The sequence below is a fragment of the Buttiauxella gaviniae ATCC 51604 genome, assembly GCF_001654835.1.
Classification (GTDB): Bacteria; Pseudomonadota; Gammaproteobacteria; order Enterobacterales; family Enterobacteriaceae; genus Buttiauxella; species Buttiauxella gaviniae.
The window spans coordinates 133,948-158,221 of the sequence record NZ_LXEP01000011.1; the positions used below are offsets into that span (position 1 = coordinate 133,948).

A 24,274-nucleotide genomic window follows, 5' to 3' on the forward strand; every position below is an offset into this window, starting at 1 on the left:
TTACTTAGCGTCTACAAGCGGCAATGATTGCTGCAGAGTGCTGACCTCCCTCCAGGTTTTCCAGCCTTTCGGAGTGGCATAATCTGACTTGCCATTGTGGCTACCAGAAACTTGCGACAGTACAGCTATTCCCTGTGGTTCAATCACTGCCTGATGGAAGAAATCAGCCAGTTTTTGCGGCGTCAGTTTTTTAATTTCGGCGACTACTTTATCACGCGAATCAAAATCCAGGTTTCCGCGATCGAAATCTTTGCTCAGTTGTGAGGCCTCCTGTGACAAGGTCTGCGGTGCCTGCATAATTTCACTGATCATCCCCTGCTGCATTTGAGCAAAATCTTCAGCGCTCATCTCACGCAACTTCTTTTCAGCCGTTGGGTAAAACGCTTTAAAACGCTGGTACAAGTAGGCTGGTTGCTTATCGTTACTTTGCAGTAAGAAACCAATCCCCCACTGGCGGCCAACTGACATCGGGAAAGCAAACACCGCATAGCCCAGTTGCTCCTGGGTACGCAGCTGGTTGTAGAACCACGGCTGAATGATTTGCCCCAACATTGAGCTGTAAGCAGTACTGACCGTTTCATCGAAACCTTTCGGTACATAAACTGCTGCCAGCGCGGAATCTGTGCTGCCTCCTGTTTTTTCAAACATCGCTAAATGTTTGCTATCAACAAGCACGTCTTTATTGCGGCACCACTCATTACCTTTGGTAGTCAGCTGGCTTTGTACGTTGTGCGCAAGCTCTTTTGCCTGATCAGGAGACATATTGCCCAGAACTAAAAACTCAGGTTTAGCACCTGTTTTTAAAACTTCCCGGTAATCAAGCACATCTTTTATGGTCAGAGCAGGCAACAACGCGCGGCGCGTTTCACGCTGGAAATACGGCACCTGCGACACCATCTGCACCGGCATAATCGCCTGATCGTAAGCTTTGCCTTTGTCTGCCGAATCCATCATTTGGGCATACCATGACTTTGCCTGATCCAACTGCTCTTGAGTCGGTGTATAGGAGAAATAGCCTTTTAGCAGCGCTTCAAAAAGTTGCGGCAAACGTTGGGTGTAACCATTGGCATTAACCATCAAACCGCTGTTGGCATTAGTCGAGAAACCAATACCACCAATCGAGGCCTGGTTGCTTAACTCATCGAGCGCGATGCCTGCCAGGTAGTCATTCAGGGCAAACAATACCTGGTTTTTCGCACTATCCATTGCCTGCGGGTTACGCAGCACCATCGTCACGTCAGCTTTCGGTTCGCTGGCAAAATAGTGGCTTGGCATATACAACACACGCAGACCGGGTTCTTTCACCAGTAATTCTGGGTGAGCATAGGTTTTGTCAGGTTTAACTAACGTAAAGTCATCCGGGATGTACGGGTTCAATTGCGGCAATCCCAGCTTGATAGCTGCCGCTTTTTCCTGCCAGGTATTGAAAACTTGCGGTGTGATTTTATCGACCTGATAAGGCGCATCTACAAAATAAGCCGTTTTGTTATGTGGCTCTTTCGGGCTGATATACCAGACACGTGCATTTTGCGGCGTCATCATATCCAGGCGTGCTTTAATAGCCGCTGGATCGTATTGATCGGCGATATTGACAGCATCAAGTGTGTGCTCGACAGGCACGCGTAACATGGTGTCTGCTAACCATTCTACGTAATCCATATCACGGGTTATTGATGGATAACGGAAGTCGAGATCGAGAACATGGGCAAGTTCGTTGAAATAACTTTTATCGACGCCATCCTCACGCATTTTATTTAAGTAACTGAAAATAGCCGCAACCACTTCATCACGCTGCGCGAGACCTTTATCAGTCAACGATACAGAGATAGCGAACACGCCACTATTGCCGTTAACTAACGGGTCGGAATCGGCACGGATGCTATCTGCCAGCCCCTGCTTTTGCAGCCAGTCAGAAAGTGTATTGTTGCTACGGTTGCCAATCAAATAGCCAATTAACTCATCAGTTTTGCTGCGGAATTTATCGCTATTATTGTCGATACGGAATTCAACACGCACCACTTTGCGAGGCAATGCGGGGACGTAATGAATTACGACTCCTTTTTGCGCATCCGTGACAACCGGCACATTAATAACTGGCCGTTCAATGTTTTTATTCGGCACCCGGCCATAGGTTTCCACAGCAATTTTTGCCAGTTCCGGCAATGGTTTATTACTGTAAATAACAGCCTTCATTAGGTTCGCAGAATAATATTTATCACGGAAAGCTACCAGGGCGTCCAGCAGCTTGCTGCCTGGTTTGTCGCGCAGAGTTTCAAGGTTACCGCCGGAAAAACGCGAACCCGGATGTGCAGGGTTGATAGTTTCAGCACTGACTTGCGCCATACGCATACCGTCACGGGCGCGAGCTAAGGTCAGCTCAGCATTAACTGCATTACGTTCACGTTCGGCATATTCTGGGGCGAGATTTGGCTCAGCAATAGCATCAGACAAACGGTCAACTGCCCCTTCCAGCGCATCGTTTTCCACTTCGAGATAAAACGCAGTGCGGTAAGTTGCAGTACTGGCGTTATGGCTGCCACCATGCTTTTTGAGAAACTCTGACAGGCTATCCGGCTCCGGATATTTTTTAGAGCCCATCAGCGTCATATGTTCAAGATAGTGAGCCAAGCCAAGATGGTCGTTAGGATCTTCTAAAGATCCAACAGGAACAACCAACGCAGACAATGACTTAACAGCTTGCGGATCAGAAACCAGCAGGACTGTCATACCATTATCAAGACGTATAGCCTGATATTGACGGTTGTCTTTCTCACTTTTGCGGATAGTTTCCTGGATAGGTTGCCAACCCGTGTCTGCCTGACTTAATGGTGCCCAAAGGGCAACTAACAACAAGAAAAGCGGTTTTAACCAGGTGCTGCATTTAGGCATTCACGAACCTCATAATCACGAAACTTCCTAACTCACTCATCATTAACAACTTTTAAAAACAATCTGCAATTTTAGTTGTTTCTTTTTTCGCCAACCCTGAGCAAGTAGCGCATCATAGATGAACCCGCCGGGTTGTGCAATTTTTATACAGCCATTTAAGCTTTATTGAAACGAAACAGCGGCAGTAAGTAGCGCTCTGCCTCTCTCATAATCGCCTCGTAGTAATCAGGCTCAAGCGTACGATATAGGCGTTGTAACCACATATCGGCCCCCTCACCTTCAACTCTCTGATTCCCTTCCCAGGCCGCCAACAGTTTACTTTTGGCTTTCTGTTGCGTTTGCTCATCCCATAAAATGGCATCATTTGCGGGTTCATAACAGGCTTTTATCCATGCTCCACCACTCATGGGAAGCAATAAGAGCGGTTGTACCAATCCTTTCCGATAACCATCAATAAGTTGCTGGAGATAGCTTTTTGCCTGGGTCACATCAAGTGCAGGGAATTTCCACTCTGTTGAATCCCGTCCGTACAGTCGGCTTTCGCCATCGCCTCCCAATGCACACCAGACAACATGTTCAATCCATAGCTGCAGACCGTGTGCCGGATTGAGGATGGAAGGACGCCAGCGTAATAAGCCATCAGCCTGCACATCCGACAACCAACCTTCAAGCCTTGTTCCGTCTAAATCTAGCGAGACCTCCAGGCTGTTACCGTTTTGCCGTTCGGCTCTCACTTTTTGCGCCAGTTCAGCCATTTCTGTTAACTGGGTTTCCCATAAAATCTCACCGAAAGCTCCATACGGCAACGAGCCTGCAGCACGGTAGCGGCGGAATAGTTGCTGTGTGTCACCTTCCTGAACCAAAGTATTGAGCAGTTCCTGATTCATCTGGAAACGCTCCAGACTATCTAATGTGAACGGCTCGGCATCGGGTAAATCGCTCTCTTCAAGTCGAAAATGGATACCCAGGCGCATCTGGAAAAACGCTCGTACAGGATGACGCCAGAAACGCTGCAATTGGTCGAGCGTAATGACTTCCTGGCTCTCTTCTTGTAATGGTTGAATAAATGCCACCTGGGCATGGCCCTGCTCACTTGCAGCTGGCAGCCATTCGTTGGCATAGCTTTGTACTAGCGCTCCTGGCAAAAAATTACCAGCCTCAAAAGGAGTGCGAAAATGCCGCTGGACCAGATGCTTTTTCACAAGCTCACTACTTTCATCACAGGTGAGTTCCGTATCCTGTGGCAAGCAATGACTTTGCGCGATGTAGTCCAATAATTCGTCAACCAGCACTGAAGGGTAGCGTTGGCTGTTGTCCTGAATAGACCGCCCGATATAGCTGATATAAAAACGTAATTGCGCCGAATTGAGGGCTTCAAGGAATAAGTAACGGTCATCATCCCTGCGGCTACGGTCACCACGTTGCGGCTTCTGGCTCATTAGATCAAACCCAAGTGGCGCCAACGTGCGCGGATAAACGCCATCATTCATACCAAGCAAGCACACAACTTTGAAAGGAATGGAACGCATCGGCATCAGGGTACAGAAGTTTATTGGCCCGGCCAGGAAACGTTGACTGATACGTTCCTGATCGAGGCGCTGGGCCAGCTCGTCACGTAATAACGTCAGCGAGATATGCTCCTGGTAACGCGACTCAAGACCATATTTAATGATCTCTTGCCACTGCTGTTCAATCAACGCCAACGCACCTTCTGTTTCAGTATCAGGCAAGAAGAAACTCGATAACATGTCGCGGCCGACTGTTGTCCATTCGGCTAATGGCCGAGCTACAGAGAGCTCTCTACGCCAGATGTTCAACTGCATTAATAATTCAGCCAGTTGCCCGACAAGTTCAGCAATTAAACCGCTCGACTCATCGTAAGGGAGAATTGACTGCCATTCACCCGCCTGGCTATCCATTGCATAACCCAACAGCATACGCGTGAGACCAAAGCGCCAAGTGTGCTGCCCGGTTGCGGGAAGATCCAATTCACGCACATTGTCGTCGTCAATTCCCCAACGGATCCCAGATTCATTGACCCATTGGCGCAAATAGCGCAGCCCTTCTTCGTTAATTGAGAAGCGAGCAGCCAGTGCGGGAACCTCAAGCAGCGCAAGAACATCCTGTGCTGCGAAACGGCTATCAGGAAGGGAAAGTAGAGAAATAAACGCCTGCAGAGCCGGGTGAGCCTGCCTGGCGCGACGGTCAGAAATAGCAAAGGGTAAGCGGCGCTCACCAACAGCATTACCAAATACGGCCTGGATAAATGGGCTGTAGCTATCGATATCGGCCACCATCACGATAATGTCTCGTGGTGTTAGCGACGGATCAGCATCCAGCATCGCAAGCAGCTGATCGTGCAGCACTTCGACTTCACGCTGAGGACTGTGACATTCATGGAATGTCACTGATTGATCATTAAGGGCAAGAAGGCGTTTCTTATGGCTATGTTCAAACTCTTCTTCGGTTAATCCGGTGACAGCATTGTTTTGTAGCTCCAGCAAATCGTACTGCACATTGCGCAGCACGTTGTCAGGCTCAATATCGACAAATACATCAATCTCTTCAAAACGCTGTAATTCAGCTAACAAGTACGTGTAATCACGCCCCAACTTCCCCCATGAGGCCAGTAGTGGGTTGCCAATATCTTGCTCACCATCATCGTTGAACAATGCTGAGGCGGTATCGCAATCTTTAAACAGTGGCAGCGTGATGTCTCGCTGCGCGTGGCTACGACGTCGACGGCTGATCAAACGTGCAAGATAAGCGGGGTCTTTAATATCGCCCCAGTAGTAGCGGCAAGGGTTGGTAAACAGCAGATGCACGTCAATGTGCTTACCAAGTGCCTGTAGCGCCTGAAGGTAAACCGGTGGCAATGCCGAAATACCACAAATAAATACACGCGCTGGTAAGCCCGGCGGGCATTCACTGCTTTTTTCCAGAGTATCAATGAAACGTTGATAGAGATTTGCACGGTGCCATTCCGGCTGTTCAAGTTCTTGCGTATGCCTTACCAACGCAGCCCACAGCGGGGCCTGCCACAATTGGGCTTCACCCACATTGTCTGCGAGTTCACCTTTTTCCCACAGGCTTAACCATGAAGGCCGATAAACTAAATATTGGTCATAGAGGTCAGCAATTCTTGAGGCTAACTGGGAGAGTTTTCGCCCATTATCATCTTCTTCAAGATACTGACTCAGCAGTGAAAATTCAGGCTGCTCAAGCATCGTGGGGATGAGCGTCATCAATTTCCAGCTCATACTTTGCTTGTTGAAAGCACTTTGCTCAGGAATGTCTGGTAACACACGGACAAACATATCCCAGATGAAACTGGCTGGAAGCGGGAAGCTAATGTTCGCTGCGATACCAAATTTTTGTGCCAACGTCATTTGTAGCCACTGAGCCATACCGGTGCTTTGCACCAATACAACTTCAGGCTGGAAAGGGTCCGGCAATGGTTGCCTTTCCACAATAAATTCCATAATTGCTTCCAGCACATCCAGCCGGTTGGAATGGTAAACACGCAACATAGAATCGCTACTCCTGACTTTTCTCTTTTTGCGGGCAATGTAGCCGCGATAGCTGCCCGGTTCGCCCGCCAGGGCTAATAATAGTAACGGCGATGCTGACACATCCCGCCGCTGATGTCTGCTGTCGACTGACTTTCCATCCATCTGTTGGCAATGGCACATCAGGCTCGCTCATTTCTACGGCTAAACGCCATAGCTGGCGAGAATGCCATTGCGACTGAAAACCTTGTTGTAATACCCGGTAATACCCCAGCAGAGCCAGCATCACCACTGAAAATAGTGCCATAGCACACAACACTTCTATCAGGCTAAATCCGCGCTCTAACGATTTTACTGTGGTAACTGACATCTGGGCACCTCAGCTAAAGGGCAAAAATCCAGCCAGCCATGAGGGGTCGATAACCAATGTGAATTATCTACAACACCCCATCGCCACAGTGTCAGTGGCAATTGCGCCCCTGAATAAGTCCCACGCACCGCCATCAGCACCTCATTTCTCTCGACCAATAAGACGCAGGCTTTCCAGCCTTTTTCTATTTCTTGCTGGCACTGCCAGGTTTGCTGAGGTTGCCAGGTTAACTGACTTCCCCAGGCTTGAGCAGAAATAGCAGCAGCATATTGCTTAAGAAAACCCACTTCGCTGGCGACTAAGTGACGCTGGTGACTTAACTGTCGTTGTAATCCACCTAGCATTAATAACCCCAGCGCAAACAACAGCAGCACGAACCCGAGGGTAATATTTCCCCGCTCAGGATGCCCACTCACAAGTTATATCCCACTACGATATGGCGCAAAGACACCAGGTTTTGGCCTTTTTTGAAAGCCGCTTCCAGTTCAATTATTAACAGCGGAGGCATTGAGTGACGAGCCTGGCGGGTCACCGAGAATTTCTGTATAGCCATTATTGCTGGATCGGATACTTTCTCCCAGCCACTCCCTTCACAACTGGTAGCTCCGCGCATAAATTCCAGATTGCTACCGTTTAGTCGATAGCCTGCCAATTCAGTCTCGGCATGGCTGGAGGGCTCCCAGCGCCCATTACTATTGCTATCCCATTGCAACAAAACGCATCCGCCCTCTTTGCGCAGTATCAACCCATCACCCTGGCAACTTCCGTGACAGTAGCCTGCTCTTTGCAACTGTTTCCCCAAACTGAACGCCAACTGCCAGAGTGACTCTTGTAGGCTTTCTTTTTGATATTGCTGCAATACTGCTTGTTGCAGAGCTGGAAATAACCGTCCTGCACCTAGCAAAACAATACTACTTAATGCCATTGCAATGAGCGTTTCCAGTAAGGTGAATCCCTGCGGATTTAACTGCATTTGTTGCTCCCTATAACCTCGCATACACGAACTCTTCCCTGAGCCGATAGAACAACCCGCCATTTACCAGCCAAGCTTTGCAACATGATATGTCCAGGCCAGGCGGTATTTCTCAATCCATAAAACCCCATACCTGGCGTTATCTCAGTGATATCAACATCAGTAAAAGGCTGGATCAATCGCCAGCGTTTGTCAGAATGACATTCACTGTCCTCCACCAACTTACTAGTAAGACACCACATTTTTTCTGTTCGCTTCACGACTAACAGATGGTCTCGGTTATGCCAGTTAGCATCACTTCGTAGTTGTTCAAGCAAATTGCGGACATGTTGGGTGGTTATCCACAGCCGTTGCTGCTGCTGCCACTGTTGCCAGCCAAACACACCACCTGCGCCAAGTACCGCAACAATGATCATTACCACCATCATTTCTATCAGGCTAAAGCCTTGTTGTTTTGTTTTCATGGCGGCAGTGTGCCAGCCGAAAAATTCTTCGCCACAGCCAAAGAACTATTTTTCGGGGTGACTCGAAGGATAGTTTTACTGTTTCATCAGGTTGCAAAAGTGCTGGAAAGAGGCTCGCAAAGACGAAATTCAGGCAAAAAAAACCGGCGCACAAATGGCACCGGTTATGGCAGGCTGTCAGTCGTCAGATAGCGACTGGCGCTTTGATCGCAGGGTGCGGATCGTAGCCTTCAATGTCGAAATCTTCGAAATGGTAATCGAACAGTGATTCAGGTTTACGCTTGATCACCAGTTTTGGCAGGGCACGTGGCTCACGCGTTAGCTGCAAACGAGTTTGTTCGAGGTGGTTGCTGTACAAGTGGGTATCACCACCGGTCCAGACAAAGTCCCCCACTTCCAGGTCGCACTGCTGCGCCATCATATGCACCAGTAACGCATAGCTGGCGATATTAAATGGCAGACCAAGGAAGATGTCGCATGAGCGCTGGTAGAGCTGGCAGGAAAGTTTTCCGTCAGCCACATAGAACTGGAAGAACGCATGGCATGGAGCCAGGGCCATTTTATCCAGCTCACCCACATTCCACGCCGAAACGATAATACGGCGCGAGTCCGGGTCATTTTTAAGCTGGTTAATCACGGTTGTTAACTGGTCAACATGGCGGCCATCTGGCGTTGCCCAAGAGCGCCACTGCTTGCCATACACTGGGCCAAGGTCGCCATTTTCATCTGCCCATTCATCCCAGATAGAGACGTTATTTTCATGCAGATAAGCAACGTTAGTGTCACCTTTCAGGAACCATAACAGTTCATGAATAATGGAGCGTAGATGGCAGCGTTTAGTGGTAACCAGCGGGAAACCATCTTGTAAATTGAAACGCATCTGATGACCGAAAATCGACAGCGTACCGGTGCCAGTGCGGTCATCTTTTGGAGTGCCGTTTTCCAGCACATGTTTCATCAAATCAAGATACTGTTGCATGTTTCCTCACGAAAGCTGTTGCTGCGGACGACGACGATACGCCCAAACCATCATTACCACACCGGCGACAATCATCGGAATCGAGAGGATTTGCCCCATGCTGATGTACTGCACCCACGCACCGGTAAACTGTGCATCCGGCTGGCGGAAGAATTCAACGATAATGCGGAAAGCACCATAGCCAATCAGGAATAGGCCGGATACAGCCCCCATTGGGCGCGGTTTACGGATGAAGATGTTAAGAATGATGAACAGCACGATACCTTCCAAAACCATCTCGTAAAGCTGAGAAGGATGACGTGGTAAGACACCGTAGGTATTAAACAGCGACTGCCATTCAGGGTGAGTCGCCAGCAGGCCAATATCTTCACTGCGGGAGCCCGGGAACAGCATCGCCCACTGGAAGTTAGGATCAACACGGCCCCACAGTTCACCATTGATGAAGTTGCCCAAGCGGCCTGCGCCCAAACCAAATGGGATCAATGGTGCAATAAAATCAGCAACCTGGAAGAATGAGCGGCGAGTACGGCGCGCAAACCAAATCATCACGCAGATAACACCAACCAGTCCGCCATGGAAGGACATACCGCCATCCCAGACTTTAAACAGATACAGTGGATCAGCAAGGAAGGATGGCAGGTTGTAGAAGAAAACATAACCAAGGCGTCCGCCGAGGAATACCCCAAGGAAGCCAGCATAAAGCAGATTTTCGACTTCGTCTTTCGTCCAACCGCTACCTGGCTTATTGGCGCGACGACCTGCAAGCCACATAGCAAACACGAAACCAACCAGGTACATCACTCCGTACCAGTGCAAAGAGACTGGCCCGACGGAAAAAATCACCGGGTCAAATTCAGGGAAATGCAGATAGCCACTATTCATCTGTCACCACAAACCATTGTTACCCCACCGAAAGTCGACGATGGGTTGCAAGTACGCATCTGTGCGGATGCGCTCCGAAAGCAGCGGATCATAGCACAAAGGGCTCAAGGGTTAAGTCCGTTAAGCTGGTGAAGTTGTAAAAGATATGTAATGCCAGATGGGGAGGGTGAACAGACCGCCGGCTTAGTACCTATTCCAGTAGGCGTTATTGTTGCAGGCATTTTGGACACGGACAGCGCGCCACAACCGGAGCGTACATGTAGTACGTGAGGATTGTGAACACTGCCCGGGTTCAAAATACAAATAAAATAGCCTGATGGGCCAGAAATTAGCGCCCGCCGCGAATCAACCCGCCCATACCCCGGCGTTCCATGAAGGAAGCTACCTGGTGGCGCACTTCTGTCGATAATTGAGCCTCCAGGCTACGCTGCGCAAGCTGCTGTGTCTCTTCCAGGCTAATGTGACGCAACAGATATTTGACGCGAGCCACCGAGCGGCCGTTCATCGACAAATGGCGATAACCCATACCAACCAGCAGAGCCACGCACATCGGGTCACCCGCCATTTCACCACATAAACATAGGTCAATACCGTTACGTTCCGCCTCTTTCGCAATGTGGCTCAACGCACGGATCATTGCCGGGTGAAGGCTGTCATACAGGCTTGCAACGCGAGTGTTATTACGATCGACGGCCAGCAAGTATTGCGTCAGGTCGTTGGTGCCCACAGAGATAAAATCAACCCGACTGGCAAGGTGCCCCATCATAAATACCATCGAAGGGACTTCAACCATCACGCCAATACGCGGCTTAGGTATTTCATAACCCAGAACTTCTTCTACTTCACGCCCGGCGCGATCAATCAGACGACGTGCCTCATCAATCTCGTCGATGTTAGTGATCATCGGTAGCAGAATACTCAGGTTGCCAGTGGCAGCGTTAGCACGCAGCATGGCGCGCACCTGCACGAGGAAAATCTCGGGTTGGTCAAGCGTGATACGAATACCTCGCCAGCCCAGACACGGGTTTTCTTCACTGATTGGCATATACGGCAGTTGTTTGTCGGCACCGACATCAAGCGTACGCAGCGTGACCGGCTTTTCGTTAAACATCTGCAACATGCCCTGATACTGGGCGACCTGCTCTTCTTCCGATGGGAAGCCGCTTTGCAGCATGAAGGGGATTTCGGTGCGATAAAGCCCGATACCATCAATCCGGCTGCCAAGCAGTTGTTCATGTTCCGGGCTAAGACCCGCATTCAACATTACCTGAACGCGTTCGCCGCTTTTCAATGCCGCTGGCTGATCAACGTCGTCTTCAACCAGGCGGGTGAGTTCGTTTTCTTCGGTGATGAGCCGCTGGTATTCCTGCAACAGCACGGTTTCAGGGTCAACCAGCAGTTCACCGCGGTAGCCATCGACAACTAACGTGCGGCGATGCAGCACTGAAGGCTGAATATCAGCCCCCATGACGGTTGGAATACCCAACGCCCGCACCATGATTGCAGCATGCGAGTTCGCAGCACCATCGCGCACAACAACACCAACCAGGCGGTTTTGCGGCAACTCAGCGAGCGTGGTTGCAGATAGCTCATCAGCCACCAGCACAAAGCGTTCAGGCCATGTATTTGGGCTCTGAATGTTGTCATCAAGATGGAATAGCAGACGTTGACCGAGCGTGCGGAGATCGCCCGCTCGTTCTTTTAGGTAGCTGTCGCTGAGGCTTGCGAATTGCTCCGCAAATTTTTCGATGACGGTTTTAACTGCCCATTCTGCCACCGACCCTTTATCCACCTCTTCGAATAGTTCACGACGAAGTCGGGCATCGGTAAGTAGGTGAGAATAGAGGTCAAAGATGGCCGCAGTTTCTTTCTGAGCCCCCGCTGCAAAGCGTTTGCTATAGCGACGAAATTCGTTAGAAGCCTCTTCAAGAGCAGCAGTTAGACGTTCACGCTCAAGTGTCGTATCGAGTGTAGATGCCTCAGACACTTGCTCCATTAACGGAAGTGTTGAATCCATCCAACCTTCGGCAATCGCCACACCTGGAGATGCAGGCAACGCACGAATACGCGTTTGGCGATATTGACCAAATAAGGCAGCTAGCTGTGATTGAGAGAGGATTGCCGCCATTTGTGTGGCGAGCGTGACGAGGAAAGACTCCTCGCTTTCATCATATTGCCGGTGCTCCCGTTGTTGTACTACCAACACACCCAGCAACTGGCGACGCTGGATGATAGGAACACCCAGGAAGGCGCGAAAACGTTCTTCTTTTACTGCAGGAACATATTTAAAACTTGGGTGCTTCTGCGCATCCGCAAGGTTTATCGGCTCTGCAAGACGCCCAACCAGTCCGACAATGCCTTCATCAAATGCGAGTGTAATGGTGCGACCACGTGGCTTTTTAAGGCCACGTGTTGCCATCAGATAAAAGCAGCGCCTGTCATGATCTGCGAGATAAACCGAGCATACCTCGGTATCCATCGCAAGGCAGATGTCTGTAACCAAAATATCCAGCGCCTCATTGAGGCGCGGGGCACTGGCAACCTTCTCGACTATTTCTCGCAGACGGGTGAGCATTTTTCGCGTGACTTAACCTCTTTTACGTCGCCATGCAGGCGCGTTATTACGTGGTGGCGCAACTTCCTGTAGCGGCATTACGACGCTGGCAAACTCTTTCATCACCCGACGATAAACATCGCGTTTAAAGGAGACAACCTGACGAACCGGATACCAATAACTAACCCAACGCCAACCATCAAACTCTGGGGTACTACTGGTTTGCATATTGATATCGTTATCGCTGCTGATCAACTGCAAGAGAAACCATTTTTGTTTCTGGCCGATACAAACCGGCTTTGTGTCCCAACGCACCAAACGTTTAGGTAACTTGTAACGTAACCAGTTTCGGGTCGAGGCGAGTATTCGGACATCTTTTCGCTGTAAACCCACTTCCTCGAAAAGTTCCCGGTACATTGCCTGTTCCGGGGATTCGCCAGGATTGATGCCACCTTGCGGAAACTGCCAGGAATGTTGACCAAAACGCCTGGCCCACATTACTTGACCCTGCCGATTACAGATTACGATACCAACATTCGGGCGGTAGCCATCATCATCGATCACCGGACTACCTCAAAACAAACTTAGATTAGGGCGATTGTTTCATACAAGCGCTAGACGGTAAACCACTGTGTAACGCTTCTCAGAAGGAATAACATTTGAATAACTCACAAAATATGACCGAGTTATAAACATTAACGTGGATGGGCCTCGCAGTTTATTCACTTTTTCTGTGGATATAACTGTGAAGAACTACCTTATACACTCGGGACAACTTAGGATAACTCCTGAAGCTCGTTAAAAAGATGAAATAAAATATTCAATATATTCAGTGTAATAAAGATAGAATGAATAACTCCCAGCTCAGTAATGTGACGATCATCACACACTAAGATCTCACGCTGATGAAAGATCGACCAATGACGTTTTTATCCACAGATTGTGCCAACAAGTTAGTCACATTCCGTCGAAAAATTGGGTTTCATCCCCAGTCAAGGCTGTAAATCGAACCAGTAGTGAGCTTTTTTATCACTTATCCCATTTTTCTGTGGATAACCCGGTGTAAGATCCTGTTCACTCCCGGTGACCAGAATGGGAAAAGGTTTTTGAAGAATTGATAAGTGAAAATTTTAGGCGATAAAAGTGATGCAAAATCAGTACATTGTCATTCTTATCCCCGAGACGCTAAACTATTTCCACGTTGTGGGTAAACCGCGTTCACTTTTTGACCAACCAGTAACAAGACATCATGCAAACACTCAATCCCTTAGTTAACCCTCCAGAAAACGAACAGATTTTACTGACACAAGCTCAGAGGCTGGCAGGTTATACGCTAGGTGAACTGGCAGCTCTAGCCAGATTGCCGATCCCAAAGGATCTAAAGCGTGACAAAGGTTGGATCGGTGTTTTGCTCGAACTATGGTTGGGTGCCAGTGCCGGTAGCAAACCTGAACAAGATTTCGCAGCATTAGGAATTGAGCTGAAAACCATCCCTGTGGATAGATTTGGCCGCCCGTTGGAAACTACTTTTGTTTGCGTGGCCCCGCTCACCGGCAACACCGGGGTGACATGGGAAACCAGCCATGTGCGCCACAAATTAAAACGGGTGCTGTGGGTTCCGGTTGAAGGAGAGCGGCAAATCCCCCTTGCTGAGCGGCATATTGGCACCCCTTTGCTGTGGGCTCCTTCCGAAGAGGAAGAGCAGCAGTTGCGTCAGGATTGGGAAGAATTAATGGATTTGATTGTGCTCGGCCAGGTTGAGCGCATCACCGCACGCCACGGAGAAGTGTTGCAGTTACGCCCCAAAGCCGCCAACAGCAAAGCGCTAACCAATGCATTCGGTGCAGATGGCGCGCCAATTCTTACACTCCCGCGTGGTTTTTATCTGAAAAAGAACTTTACCGCCTCTTTACTGGCTAATCATTTCTCGTTGTAGATTCATTTAACTTGCACCCTGTTCCTGGCTGGCGTTTATAATTGGCGTTTTATATTTTCAGGCAGGATTTGTTTAATGTTGTTTGCATGGATTACCGACCCTAACGCGTGGATGGCGCTGGGCACCCTGACGATTCTGGAAATCGTACTGGGTATCGACAATATCATCTTCCTTTCACTTGTCGTGGCGAAGCTGCCCAAAGCACAACAAGCCAAAGCCCGCCGCCTGGGACTGGGTGCTGCGATGATTATGCGTCTGGTGTTACTGGCGTCTATCGCCTGGATGACGCACTTAATTCACCCACTGTTTTCCGTGATGGGCCATGCGTTCTCGGCACGAGACCTCATTTTGACATTAGGTGGCGTGTTCTTAATCTGGAAAGCGAGTAAAGAGATTCACGAGTCCATTGAAGGTGAAGAGGAAGGAATTAAAACCAACGTTCACTCCTTCTTTGGCGCAATCGTGCAGATAATGCTGCTGGATATTATCTTCAGTCTGGATTCAGTCATTACAGCCGTTGGCCTGTCCGATCATCTGTTTATTATGATGGCAGCCGTGGTGATTGCCGTAATGGTGATGATGTTTGCTGCAAAATCGATTGGTGATTTTGTGGAACGCCACCCTTCGGTGAAAATGCTGGCGCTGTCTTTCTTGTTGCTGGTCGGTTTTACTCTGATTCTGGAAGGCTTCGATATTCATGTGCCGAAAGGTTACATCTACTTTGCGATGTTCTTCTCAATAGCTGTAGAAACGCTGAATCTTATTCGCAACAAAAAGAACCCTCTTTAGTCGTCTCAGGGGAAGCATTTTCGCTTCCCCGCTGTTTTTTTTAAGAATTTACTGCTTACTTTTAACGGTTGCCCGAGTTATTACTAGACTGTATATGTCATTCCACACCACACGAGGCGAATAACAATGAAAAAATGGGCAGTTATAATTTCCGCTGTCGGTCTGGCATTTGCGGTTTCAGGTTGTAGCAGCGATTACGTGATGGCAACCAAAGATGGCCGTATGATCTTGACTGATGGTAAACCGCAAGTCGATGACGACACCGGTCTGGTTAGCTATCGCGATCAGCAAGGCAATGAGATGCAGATTAATCGCGATGATGTTTCACAGATTATTGAACGTTAGTAAATACAGCATATAAGGTCAGCGCCTCGCTGGCCTGTAACACTTTTTCTTCACTTCCCCCCTTCCGCTTTTCCCTTACCTCTGCCATGTTTATACCCGTCATACTTCAAGCTGCATCATTGTTGGCTACGTTTATTCACCCGAATCACTTACTTATGTAAGCTCATTGGGATTAATTCACTTGCCGCCGCGATGCAGCTCGAATTATTTTGGGTATTAGTCTATTTTTTGTCGGGTGCTTGCCTGACGGATAAGACAGAAGAATAAGGAAAGCGGCTATGCACTATCACCGTATCCCCCATAGCTCTCTTGAAATAAGTACGCTAGGGCTGGGAACCATGACGTTTGGTGAGCAAAACAGCGAAGCCGATGCTCATGAACAACTCGATTACGCAATCAGCCAGGGTGTTAACCTGATTGATGTCGCAGAAATGTACCCTGTGCCACCTCGCCCGGAAACCCAAGGCTTAACAGAAACCTACGTCGGTAACTGGTTAAAGCAGCGCGCGAATCGCGAAAAACTGATTATCGCCACAAAAGTCAGTGGCCCAAGCCGTAACAACGATGCCGGCATCCGCCCAAATCAAATACTGGATCGCAGAAATATTCGTGATGCGTTAGATGCCAGCCTGAAGCGTTTGCAAACCGACTATATCGACCTTTATCAGGTCCACTGGCCACAACGTGCCACCAACTGCTTTGGCAAATTGGGGTATACGTGGACCGATAACGCCGTACCGGTCACCCTGCTTGAAACCCTGGAAGCACTAACTGAGTTCCAGCGTGCCGGGAAAATCCGCTATATCGGCGTCTCCAATGAAACGCCATGGGGCGTGATGCGTTATCTACAACTTGCTGAAAAGCATGATTTACCGCGCATTGTCACCATTCAGAACCCATACAGTCTGGTGAACCGCAGCTTTGAAGTGGGGCTGGCAGAAATTACTCAGCGCGAAGGTGTGGAGTTGCTGGCTTATTCCTGTCTGGCGTTCGGAACGCTGACCGGTAAATATCTCAACGGAGCTAAACCTGCTGGCGCTCGCAACACGCTGTTTAGCCGCTTCACTCGTTATAGCGGTGAACAGACTCAGCATGCGGTTGCCGCCTATGTTGATGTTGCTAAGCGACACAATCTTGACCCGGCCCAGATGGCTCTGGCTTTTGTTCGCCGTCAGCCGTTTGTCGCTAGCACGCTGTTAGGTGCTACCACACTTGAGCAGTTGAAAACTAACCTTGAGAGCCTACATCTGGACTTAAGTGAAGACGTGATTGAAGAGCTGGAAGCGGTGAACCGCGTTTATACTTACCCGGCACCTTAAACTGCAAAACCCCTCTCCGATTGGAGAGGGGAAACTCTCTATTTATGACGAACCTGCCAAACCCATAATCCAGCAATAGCCAGCGCAAACACTGCGCCAAAACCAATGCCTATGCCGACTATCGATGCGCCAGTTTTAACCGCCAGCGAATACAACCCGAGCATCAGTAACATCGCGGTATTTTCACCGAGGTTCTGCACTGCAATAGCATTCCCCGCGCCAACCGAATGTTTCCCTCGTTCCTGAAGCAATGCGTTCAGCGGCACAACAAAAAAACCACCCATAATACCAATCAGCACCAGCAGCATATAAGACGGCAGCAATGCGGTTTGCATGGCGAAGAACAGTACGCCAACGCCAATCAAAATACCGGCAGGCATACAACGTGCTACAGTTTTAAGCGTCACCAGTTTCGCCGCCGCACCGGCCCCCACGACAATCCCCACCGCCACCATCGCATTCAGATACGTTGGCGTCGCGTTATCGGTAACACCCAGCGCCACTGGTACCCACAACACCAGTAAGAAGCGCAGTGTTACACCTGCACCCCAGAACAAACTGGTGCCAACTAGTGAGAAACGAGTTTCACCATTGTGCCAAAGTGAGCGACACGCCGTGAAGAAACTGCGCGTCATCGGTGTAAAGCGCCATGACTGCCCAGGACGCGCAGGAGCAAGTTTGGGGATGAATAGGTTGGCAACAACCGCGCCCGCGTACACCTGCACGCACACGCTAAGTGCCGCCACGATATGCCAGTCGGCCAGCACACCGCCAGCCATTGAACCTAGCAAGATTGCGGCAATGGTCGAAGATTCCATCAGACCATTAGCCTTCACCAGACGATCGCCGGTGGTTAGCTCACCGAGAATGCCATATTTAGCGGGTGAATAAGCAGCCGCCCCCACGCCCACCAGCGTATAGCCGACAAACGGGTTGAAGCCAAAGCAGATAATCGCCGCACCCATCAGTTTGAGACTGTTGGCGAACATCATCACCCGCCCTTTGGCGAAGCTATCAGCTATCTGGCCGACAAACGGAGCAAACAGAATGTACGCACCGACAAACACCATCTGCAAAACAGGCTGGCTCCAGTCGGGGTAAAACTGTTGTTTCAGCACCGCAAGCGTGGCAAAGAGCAGTGCGTTATCACCAAACGCCGATAGAAACTGCGCACCGGTAACTGCCATCATACCTCTGGACCAGATTGAGGTATCGTTCACGGCATTATCATGCATTCTGTGTCTCCGGCTGGTCTACCAGCGCTTTCAGGCTTACGTAATCGGGTTTACCGCTACCTAACACAGGCAACTGTTTCAGGTAGCGAATATCGCGCGGAATAGCCAGCTCTGGCACACCATTAGCGCGAGCATATTGCAGCAGTTTTTCGCGGTTAAGTTCGTTATCAGTGGTGAACATCACCAGTGCCTCACCCTTTGCTGCATCCATTTTGATAACGGTTGCATGCATTTTTTCTGGGGAAACGCCGAGTGCCAGTTGCTCCACCATTTCCAGCGAAACCATTTCACCGGCAATTTTTGCAAAGCGTTTTGCTCGTCCCTGAATCACACAAAAACCGTTTTCATCAAATTTGACGATATCACCCGTGTCGTACCAACCAGGTTCAACTTCACCCCGTGCGTTTTCAGCACTCGGTGCTTCCAGCACGCCAGGATTTTCCACACGCAGATAACCTTTCATGATGTTCGGCCCTTTCAGTTGTAGCCGACCACCATCTTCAATACCAGGAACCGCCATCAGACGGGCATCCATCGCCGGGAGAATTCGCCCCACAGTCCCGACTTTCGCCGCCATTGGAACGTTGATGGAAACCACTGGTGCGCACTCAGTTACGCCGTAGCCTTCTAGAATGCGTAGGCCGAATTTGTCCTGCCAGATTTGTTTGGTGCTTTCCTGAAGTTTTTCCGCCCCTGCGACGACATATCGCAGACGGTAGAAATCATATGGATTAGCAAAACGAGCATAGTTGCCAAGGAACGTAGAGGTGCCAAACAGCACGGTACAGTTACGGTCATACACCAGTTCCGGCACAATGCGGTAGTGCAGCGGGCTTGGGTAAAGAAATACTTCCGCACCGGTGAATAGCGGTGTTAACAAACCTACCGTCAGGCCAAAAGAGTGGAATAGCGGCAGCGCTGACATAAAGCGGTCATTGGCCGTGAAATCGGCAATTGTGCGAATTTGCTCAACGTTAGCCAGCAAACTTTTATGGCTATGCACCACACCTTTTGGGTTCCCTTCCGAACCTGAAGTGAACAGCACCATCGCAGCATCTTCTGGCTGCTGTTTTACCTGAGCGAGATGCGGCACGAATAAATGGCCGAATATCCATAGCTTATCGCTAAGCGTCACATCTGCTTTTAAATCTTCCAGGAACACCCAACGCACCTGCGTGAGCTGCTCTGGAAGGTGCCATAACTTGCCTTTGTCGAGGAACTGGCGCGAAGTGAAAATCGTTTTTAGCTGAGCCGCTGTAATCGCGCTGGTCAACCCTTTCACGCCTGCTGTGTAGTTCATCATTGCAGGAATCCGTCCGCGCGATGAAGCACCAAAAATCACAGCTGCGGTTATTGCCGCATTCGGCAACATCAGCCCGATGGTTTCGCCCGGCGCACTGTATTTATTCAGAATGCGCCCAACAAACAGCGTTTTGGTCAGCAGGCTACGATAAGTATCAGGTTTGAAATTAATGTCTTCGATACAGTTTTTACGGTCACCATAGCGGTACTGCGCGGAAAGCAGCGCCTCGTACAATGTTTCCCGAGGGCGCACTGCCATACGCGCTTCCATCATAATTTGATGAAGCATCTCACCAGCCATTTTGCGGCGGTCGCGGGCACGCGGCGCATCAGGCATCGCAACTGAAGTAGGTGGCAGAATGTGCAGGTTAATGCGCGGGAATAAGCGGCGTTTGACCAACCCTTTCAGGCGGCTGAAAAATGTCAGTTCGGCACCGTCAATGCGAATAGGGATAACAGTCGCATTAGATTTAGCGGCAACAAACCCTGCGCCCTCATAAATTTTCATCAATGAGCCACTCACCGTGATGCGCCCTTCCGGGAAGATGACAACCGGCCTGCCCTGCTCAACCAGGCGAACCAGATGCTTAATCGACATCGGTTTTGTTGGGTCAAGCGGCACAAAATCAATTAGCGATTTTAACCAACGCATATACCACTGCTGGCTAATCGATGAGTACACAGCAAAAACCGGGCGCCCCGGTAAAAACAACGCCAGTAAAATTCCGTCAATAAAGGAGACGTGATTGGGGACAATCAGAACGCGTGATTGGGAAAGAAGTTGTTGATCGCCATGAAGTCGCACCCTGAACAGAATACGAAAAAGCGTACGGAAAAAACCAAATAGCATAGCAACTCCCTTTGTCATTAATGAACCGCAGGCAATTAAGTGTAGCGGCAGATTACATGACTAACTGCATAGGAGCGAGAGTCGGAACGTGTGTAGAGTCTGAAAAAAAGGCAAAAAAAACCTGCGCATCTGCGCAGGTTGGTGCAAAAGAATTGTACTTAACAACGTAACTAGAATTCTCACCAATCAATACCTCTGGGATCTGAATTGTGGCTCAGTCCAGTCAGTGTCACCAGCGAGAAAAAGCAAGAGAATTAGCGGAAAGTGCAACCAGGTGTTTAAAACATCGCGTCTTGTTACAGGCAGGCAAATTTTGGGCAAAAAAAACCTGCGCATCCGCGCAGGTTGGTGTAAATCATGTGATCAGCATTAGATGCTGACATCACCTATCAATACCTCTGGGACTTCAAATGTAGCAGTGGCTGAATACTTTTCGCCATGGCGAAATAGCAACAGCACGCTGCAAACTGTAAGCAAAGATTTAGTTTGAAATCATTAAAAATCCAGAACATGCCTCTGTCTGCCGCTGCGCTTGAATTCCCGTGTTCGCTAAGTGTAACGATTACACTAAAAACGCCCCCATTTTGCATAGGTTTGCGACGGGGAATACAGTTGCGACCTTGAAGTGACGCGTCTTTTCCGTAACACTTAAAGTTGTGTAAGCGTTTACCCACCAAGGAATATTTACGATGGCGACAATAAAGGATGTAGCAAGACTGGCAGGCGTTTCTGTCGCCACTGTGTCTCGTGTCATTAATGATTCACCAAAAGCCAGCGATGCATCACGGCAGGCAGTCACCTGCGCGATGGAAGAGCTAAATTATCACCCTAACGCCAATGCCCGTGCGCTGGCACAGCAAACCACTGAAACTATTGGCCTTATCGTTGGTGATGTGTCCGACCCTTTCTTTGGCGCAATGGTAAAAGCAGTCGAACAAGTTGCTTACCGCACCGGTAATTTTTTGTTGATCGGCAACGGTTATCACAACGAACAAAAAGAGCGCCAAGCCATTGAACAACTCATTCGCCATCGTTGTGCGGCATTAGTGGTTCACGCGAAGATGATTCCTGATAGTGAATTGATTTCACTAATGAAGCAGATGCCTGGGATGGTGGTAATTAACCGCATCTTGCCAGGTTTTGAGCAGCGTTGTGTGGCGCTGGACGATCGCTATGGCGCGTGGCTCGCGACACGACATCTGATTCAGCAAGGCCATACCAAAATTGGTTATCTGTGTTCCAACCACCAGATTTCCGATGCTGATGACCGGCTCCAGGGTTACTACGATGCGCTAACGGAGCACGGCTTGACGGTGAATGATCGCTTAGTGACTTACGGAGAGCCGGATGAAAGTGGCGGTGAACAGGCCATGACCGAATTATTAGGCCGTGGGAAACATTTCAGTGCCGTCGCCTGTTATAACGATTCTATGGCCGCAGGTGCGATGGGCGTTCTAAACGACAACGGCATTGATGTCCCAAAAGAGATTTCACTGATTGGCTTTGATGACGTGCTGATTTCACGCTACGTTCGCCCGCGCCTGACAACCGTTCGCTACCCAATTATTACTATGGCAGAACAGGCGGCTGAACTGGCTCTGGCTCTGGCTGAAAAACGTGAATTACCGGAAATCACCCATATGTTTAGCCCTACGCTTGTGCGCCGGCACTCCGTTATTGCGTATGCGGGTGAATAAAGATCCAGAACCAGCCAGATAATATCTCTGGCTGGAAATAATAATTCCGCTTATCCATTGGCATTATAAATACCAGAGCAATCGTTAATTAATAAACTACATAGCATAAACAAATAAAGTAACTAAACCCTTCCAAATATTATTATTGCATTTGATTTACATTAAGACCAAAATCCCAGCAGTAGTCGCGCTCGCACAATTATTATAACTCACATCAATAATATTAAAGGAATAATATGTCAAACCTAGCCTATTTAACTATTAATGGGAAAACACAGGGTTCGATCTCTGCCGGATGCTCATCACTGGACTCTATTGGTAACAAAGCACAAATCGCTCATCTTGACCAAATTATGGTGTATGCCGTCACTCATTCAATGTCCCGTGCTCAAAACGTGAATCACCATGAAATGATGATCATCAAGCCCATAGATAAATCTTCACCTTTATTAGCCAAGGCAATCAATGATAATGAAGAGCTGGTTTGTGATCTCGACTTGTACCGCACCAACCGAGTGGGAATGAATAATCTTTATTATAAAGTCAAACTTACCGGTGCCAGAATCGCACATATTGAATTCATTGTGCCTCATAACCTTATGGATAATGGTGCAGAACCCCAGGAAAAAATCACTTTTAGTTATGAAACGATAACCTGGGAACATTGTGATGCAGGGACAAGCACATACAGCCTGTGGTGTGAAAGAACCCTCTAACTATCTGTATGCAATGCTAACTATAAGGAATGTGTCATGCCATATTTAAGACAAGCAGATCAGAAACGACCGGACCATCTACGTGACGGGCATCGATTTCAAACTTATCCAAGTATGAATCCAGTATTACGTGATATGGCAGCTATCAATGGAAACTTTATTACTGAAAGTCGATACATCCTTTTACTCACTGTAGAGGAGGCACAGGGGATAACAGATGAGTTACTTGGCGGGTTAGATTACTTCTTCTCCTACAAATTAGGGCCAGGAAATATTAAAGATGGCCTGGATGGCTTTCGCACTCTCAGTAAATTAACCACTTACTATAGCCCTGCTGGAAAAATAGTCTTTAATTTTAAGTTCCTAAAAATAAAAGCCGTAGAATACTTCGTAAATGGTAAGGCATATATCAAAATCACAGGCCATGCTGGACTGCGGCGTATATTGACAGGCACACGTTACGGAGCGACAAACCCGCAAATTCTTGAAATGGCTATTGGTATGCGTGGCTTTGGGTCTGCTCTTATAAAAGGAACGAAGTTCTGTATTTACGCCTCATTAGCCTTTCGCACAATTGAATTTATATTCAAGTCTGATTATCACCTGGTTGATTTCCTGGGTGATATTACAATGGATGTAGCAAAAATAATTGTTTCAAGCGTTGTGATTGGGATTATTGGTGGCATGTTAACAGTGGGTGGTATCCCAGTAGTTGTTACTGCCCTTGTTATTATAACAGCAGGTGTCATATTAAATTCATTTCTAAACAGCTTAGATGATAAATTAGGTTTATCTGTCACTCTAAAAAGTAAATTACAACAAGCACTAGATTCACAACAAAAAATGAGTCAGTGGGATTACCAACACTTATCTCCATTTTCAACCCCACTCCCCGGCAGAGGGTTTTAAGCATGAAAGAATATACTGCTTTGCGCTGGTTTTTATTTAAATTTTCGGGGATATTTATTATGGTGATATCTTTAGCTTTTATTTATGTTATTTTTTTCTCGCTAAGGAGTACCATATAAAGTCATTAGTCACATTCAGTGATATTGTTGAATACAACGGAAAGATTATTATTAGTATTAGTGGTATGCCTCTTTTTATTTACACATTCTTTTTTGCACTCCGTATGGTTTTAAAAAAAGGGATTTCCCCTTTAACAAAAGGAACGATAATTGGAGAGGCGTGGGGGCTATTTAGCGTACTCTCTTTTGCTTTAGGGCTAGTTGCATCTTATCTCATCCCTATTGTTTTGCTGATGTTACATTATACCTCATGCTATGAGGATAAACTCAGAGTATACTATGTTAGTGATCCGCGACTTTGTATGATGATAGAAAAGAAATGAAGCCATATACTAAATTATATTGAGTAGGTTTTAAATTGGCTGGGGTAGTTATAATGGCTGCATCCTTGCCCCTGATATACTCCACTATTTTTCATTGAGAAATATCGCCTTTAC

At 48.4% G+C, this 24,274-nt stretch carries 19 protein-coding genes; 7 read left to right on the forward strand and 12 right to left on the reverse strand.

Going from position 1 to position 24,274, the window contains the following annotated elements; translation table 11 throughout:
• The 10 genes from ptrA to rppH form a co-directional block, all read right to left on the reverse strand.
• Positions 1 to 2,889, reverse strand: a complete 2,889-nt coding sequence (gene ptrA, locus M977_RS06795; RefSeq protein WP_064513415.1) for a pitrilysin — start codon at positions 2,887 to 2,889, stop codon at positions 1 to 3.
• Between the two features lie 155 nt (positions 2,890 to 3,044).
• The gene (gene recC / locus M977_RS06800; protein ID WP_064513417.1) at positions 3,045 to 6,419 is read right to left on the reverse strand and encodes an exodeoxyribonuclease V subunit gamma; all 3,375 of its coding nucleotides are present in this window, start codon (positions 6,417 to 6,419) and stop codon (positions 3,045 to 3,047) included.
• A 7-nt stretch (positions 6,420 to 6,426) separates the two neighbouring features.
• Positions 6,427 to 6,768 (reverse strand): prepilin-type N-terminal cleavage/methylation domain-containing protein, encoded by a 342-nt coding sequence (locus tag M977_RS06805; RefSeq protein ID WP_064513419.1) that lies wholly within the window; start codon positions 6,766 to 6,768, stop codon positions 6,427 to 6,429.
• The gene (locus tag M977_RS06810) at positions 6,750 to 7,112 is read right to left on the reverse strand and encodes a DUF2509 family protein (RefSeq protein WP_243839605.1); all 363 of its coding nucleotides are present in this window, start codon (positions 7,110 to 7,112) and stop codon (positions 6,750 to 6,752) included. The genes M977_RS06805 and M977_RS06810 overlap by 19 nt, the downstream gene beginning before the upstream one ends.
• Before the next feature lie 68 nt (positions 7,113 to 7,180).
• Entirely contained in the window at positions 7,181 to 7,741 is a 561-nt protein-coding gene (locus M977_RS06815; protein ID WP_064513423.1) for a prepilin peptidase-dependent protein, read from the reverse strand.
• On the reverse strand, positions 7,732 to 8,205 hold the full coding sequence (locus tag M977_RS06820; RefSeq protein ID WP_064513425.1) for a prepilin peptidase-dependent protein: 474 nt from the start codon (positions 8,203 to 8,205) through the stop codon (positions 7,732 to 7,734). Before M977_RS06820 ends, M977_RS06815 begins: the two co-directional genes overlap by 10 nt.
• A 184-nt stretch (positions 8,206 to 8,389) precedes the next feature.
• On the reverse strand, positions 8,390 to 9,184 hold the full coding sequence (gene thyA / locus M977_RS06825; protein ID WP_064513427.1) for a thymidylate synthase: 795 nt from the start codon (positions 9,182 to 9,184) through the stop codon (positions 8,390 to 8,392).
• A 6-nt stretch (positions 9,185 to 9,190) separates the two neighbouring features.
• Positions 9,191 to 10,066: a prolipoprotein diacylglyceryl transferase gene (lgt, locus tag M977_RS06830; protein WP_064513429.1), complete on the reverse strand. Its 876-nt coding sequence runs from the start codon at positions 10,064 to 10,066 to the stop codon at positions 9,191 to 9,193.
• Between the two features lie 328 nt (positions 10,067 to 10,394).
• On the reverse strand, positions 10,395 to 12,641 hold the full coding sequence (gene ptsP, locus M977_RS06835; protein WP_064513432.1) for a phosphoenolpyruvate--protein phosphotransferase: 2,247 nt from the start codon (positions 12,639 to 12,641) through the stop codon (positions 10,395 to 10,397).
• Positions 12,642 to 12,653: 12 nt separating this feature from the next.
• The gene (rppH, locus tag M977_RS06840; protein ID WP_034457550.1) at positions 12,654 to 13,184 is read right to left on the reverse strand and encodes an RNA pyrophosphohydrolase; all 531 of its coding nucleotides are present in this window, start codon (positions 13,182 to 13,184) and stop codon (positions 12,654 to 12,656) included.
• 685 nt (positions 13,185 to 13,869) lie between these two features.
• Here rppH and mutH point away from each other — a divergent pair.
• The 4 genes from mutH (at position 13,870) to M977_RS06860 (ending at position 17,009) form a co-directional block, all read left to right on the forward strand.
• Positions 13,870 to 14,556: a DNA mismatch repair endonuclease MutH gene (mutH, locus tag M977_RS06845; RefSeq protein ID WP_064513434.1), complete on the forward strand. Its 687-nt coding sequence runs from the start codon at positions 13,870 to 13,872 to the stop codon at positions 14,554 to 14,556.
• Between the two features lie 75 nt (positions 14,557 to 14,631).
• On the forward strand, positions 14,632 to 15,345 hold the full coding sequence (locus M977_RS06850; protein WP_064513437.1) for a TerC family protein: 714 nt from the start codon (positions 14,632 to 14,634) through the stop codon (positions 15,343 to 15,345).
• Between the two features lie 126 nt (positions 15,346 to 15,471).
• Positions 15,472 to 15,690 carry a YgdI/YgdR family lipoprotein gene (locus M977_RS06855; protein ID WP_034457556.1) on the forward strand — a complete coding sequence of 73 codons (219 nt, stop codon included), beginning with the start codon at positions 15,472 to 15,474 and terminating at the stop codon, positions 15,688 to 15,690.
• Positions 15,691 to 15,968: 278 nt separating this feature from the next.
• Positions 15,969 to 17,009: an NADP(H)-dependent aldo-keto reductase gene (locus M977_RS06860; protein ID WP_064513439.1), complete on the forward strand. Its 1,041-nt coding sequence runs from the start codon at positions 15,969 to 15,971 to the stop codon at positions 17,007 to 17,009.
• A 38-nt stretch (positions 17,010 to 17,047) separates the two neighbouring features.
• Here the strand turns inward: M977_RS06860 and lplT are convergent, their stop codons facing one another.
• Positions 17,048 to 18,244: a lysophospholipid transporter LplT gene (gene lplT / locus M977_RS06865; protein ID WP_064513440.1), complete on the reverse strand. Its 1,197-nt coding sequence runs from the start codon at positions 18,242 to 18,244 to the stop codon at positions 17,048 to 17,050.
• Entirely contained in the window at positions 18,237 to 20,396 is a 2,160-nt protein-coding gene (aas, locus tag M977_RS06870) for a bifunctional acyl-ACP--phospholipid O-acyltransferase/long-chain-fatty-acid--ACP ligase (protein ID WP_064513443.1), read from the reverse strand. Before aas ends, lplT begins: the two co-directional genes overlap by 8 nt.
• A gap of 689 nt (positions 20,397 to 21,085) precedes the next feature.
• Here aas and galR point away from each other — a divergent pair.
• The 3 genes from galR (at position 21,086) to M977_RS06885 (ending at position 23,718) form a co-directional block, all read left to right on the forward strand.
• Positions 21,086 to 22,093, forward strand: coding sequence for an HTH-type transcriptional regulator GalR (gene galR / locus M977_RS06875; protein ID WP_064513445.1), 1,008 nt, complete (start codon positions 21,086 to 21,088; stop codon positions 22,091 to 22,093).
• A gap of 236 nt (positions 22,094 to 22,329) precedes the next feature.
• A complete protein-coding gene (locus tag M977_RS06880; RefSeq protein ID WP_064513447.1) occupies positions 22,330 to 22,809 on the forward strand; it encodes an Hcp family type VI secretion system effector in 480 nt (159 codons plus the stop codon).
• Positions 22,810 to 22,845: 36 nt separating this feature from the next.
• The gene (locus M977_RS06885) at positions 22,846 to 23,718 is read left to right on the forward strand and encodes a hypothetical protein (RefSeq protein ID WP_245163491.1); all 873 of its coding nucleotides are present in this window, start codon (positions 22,846 to 22,848) and stop codon (positions 23,716 to 23,718) included.
• Positions 23,719 to 24,274 lie beyond the last annotated feature (556 nt).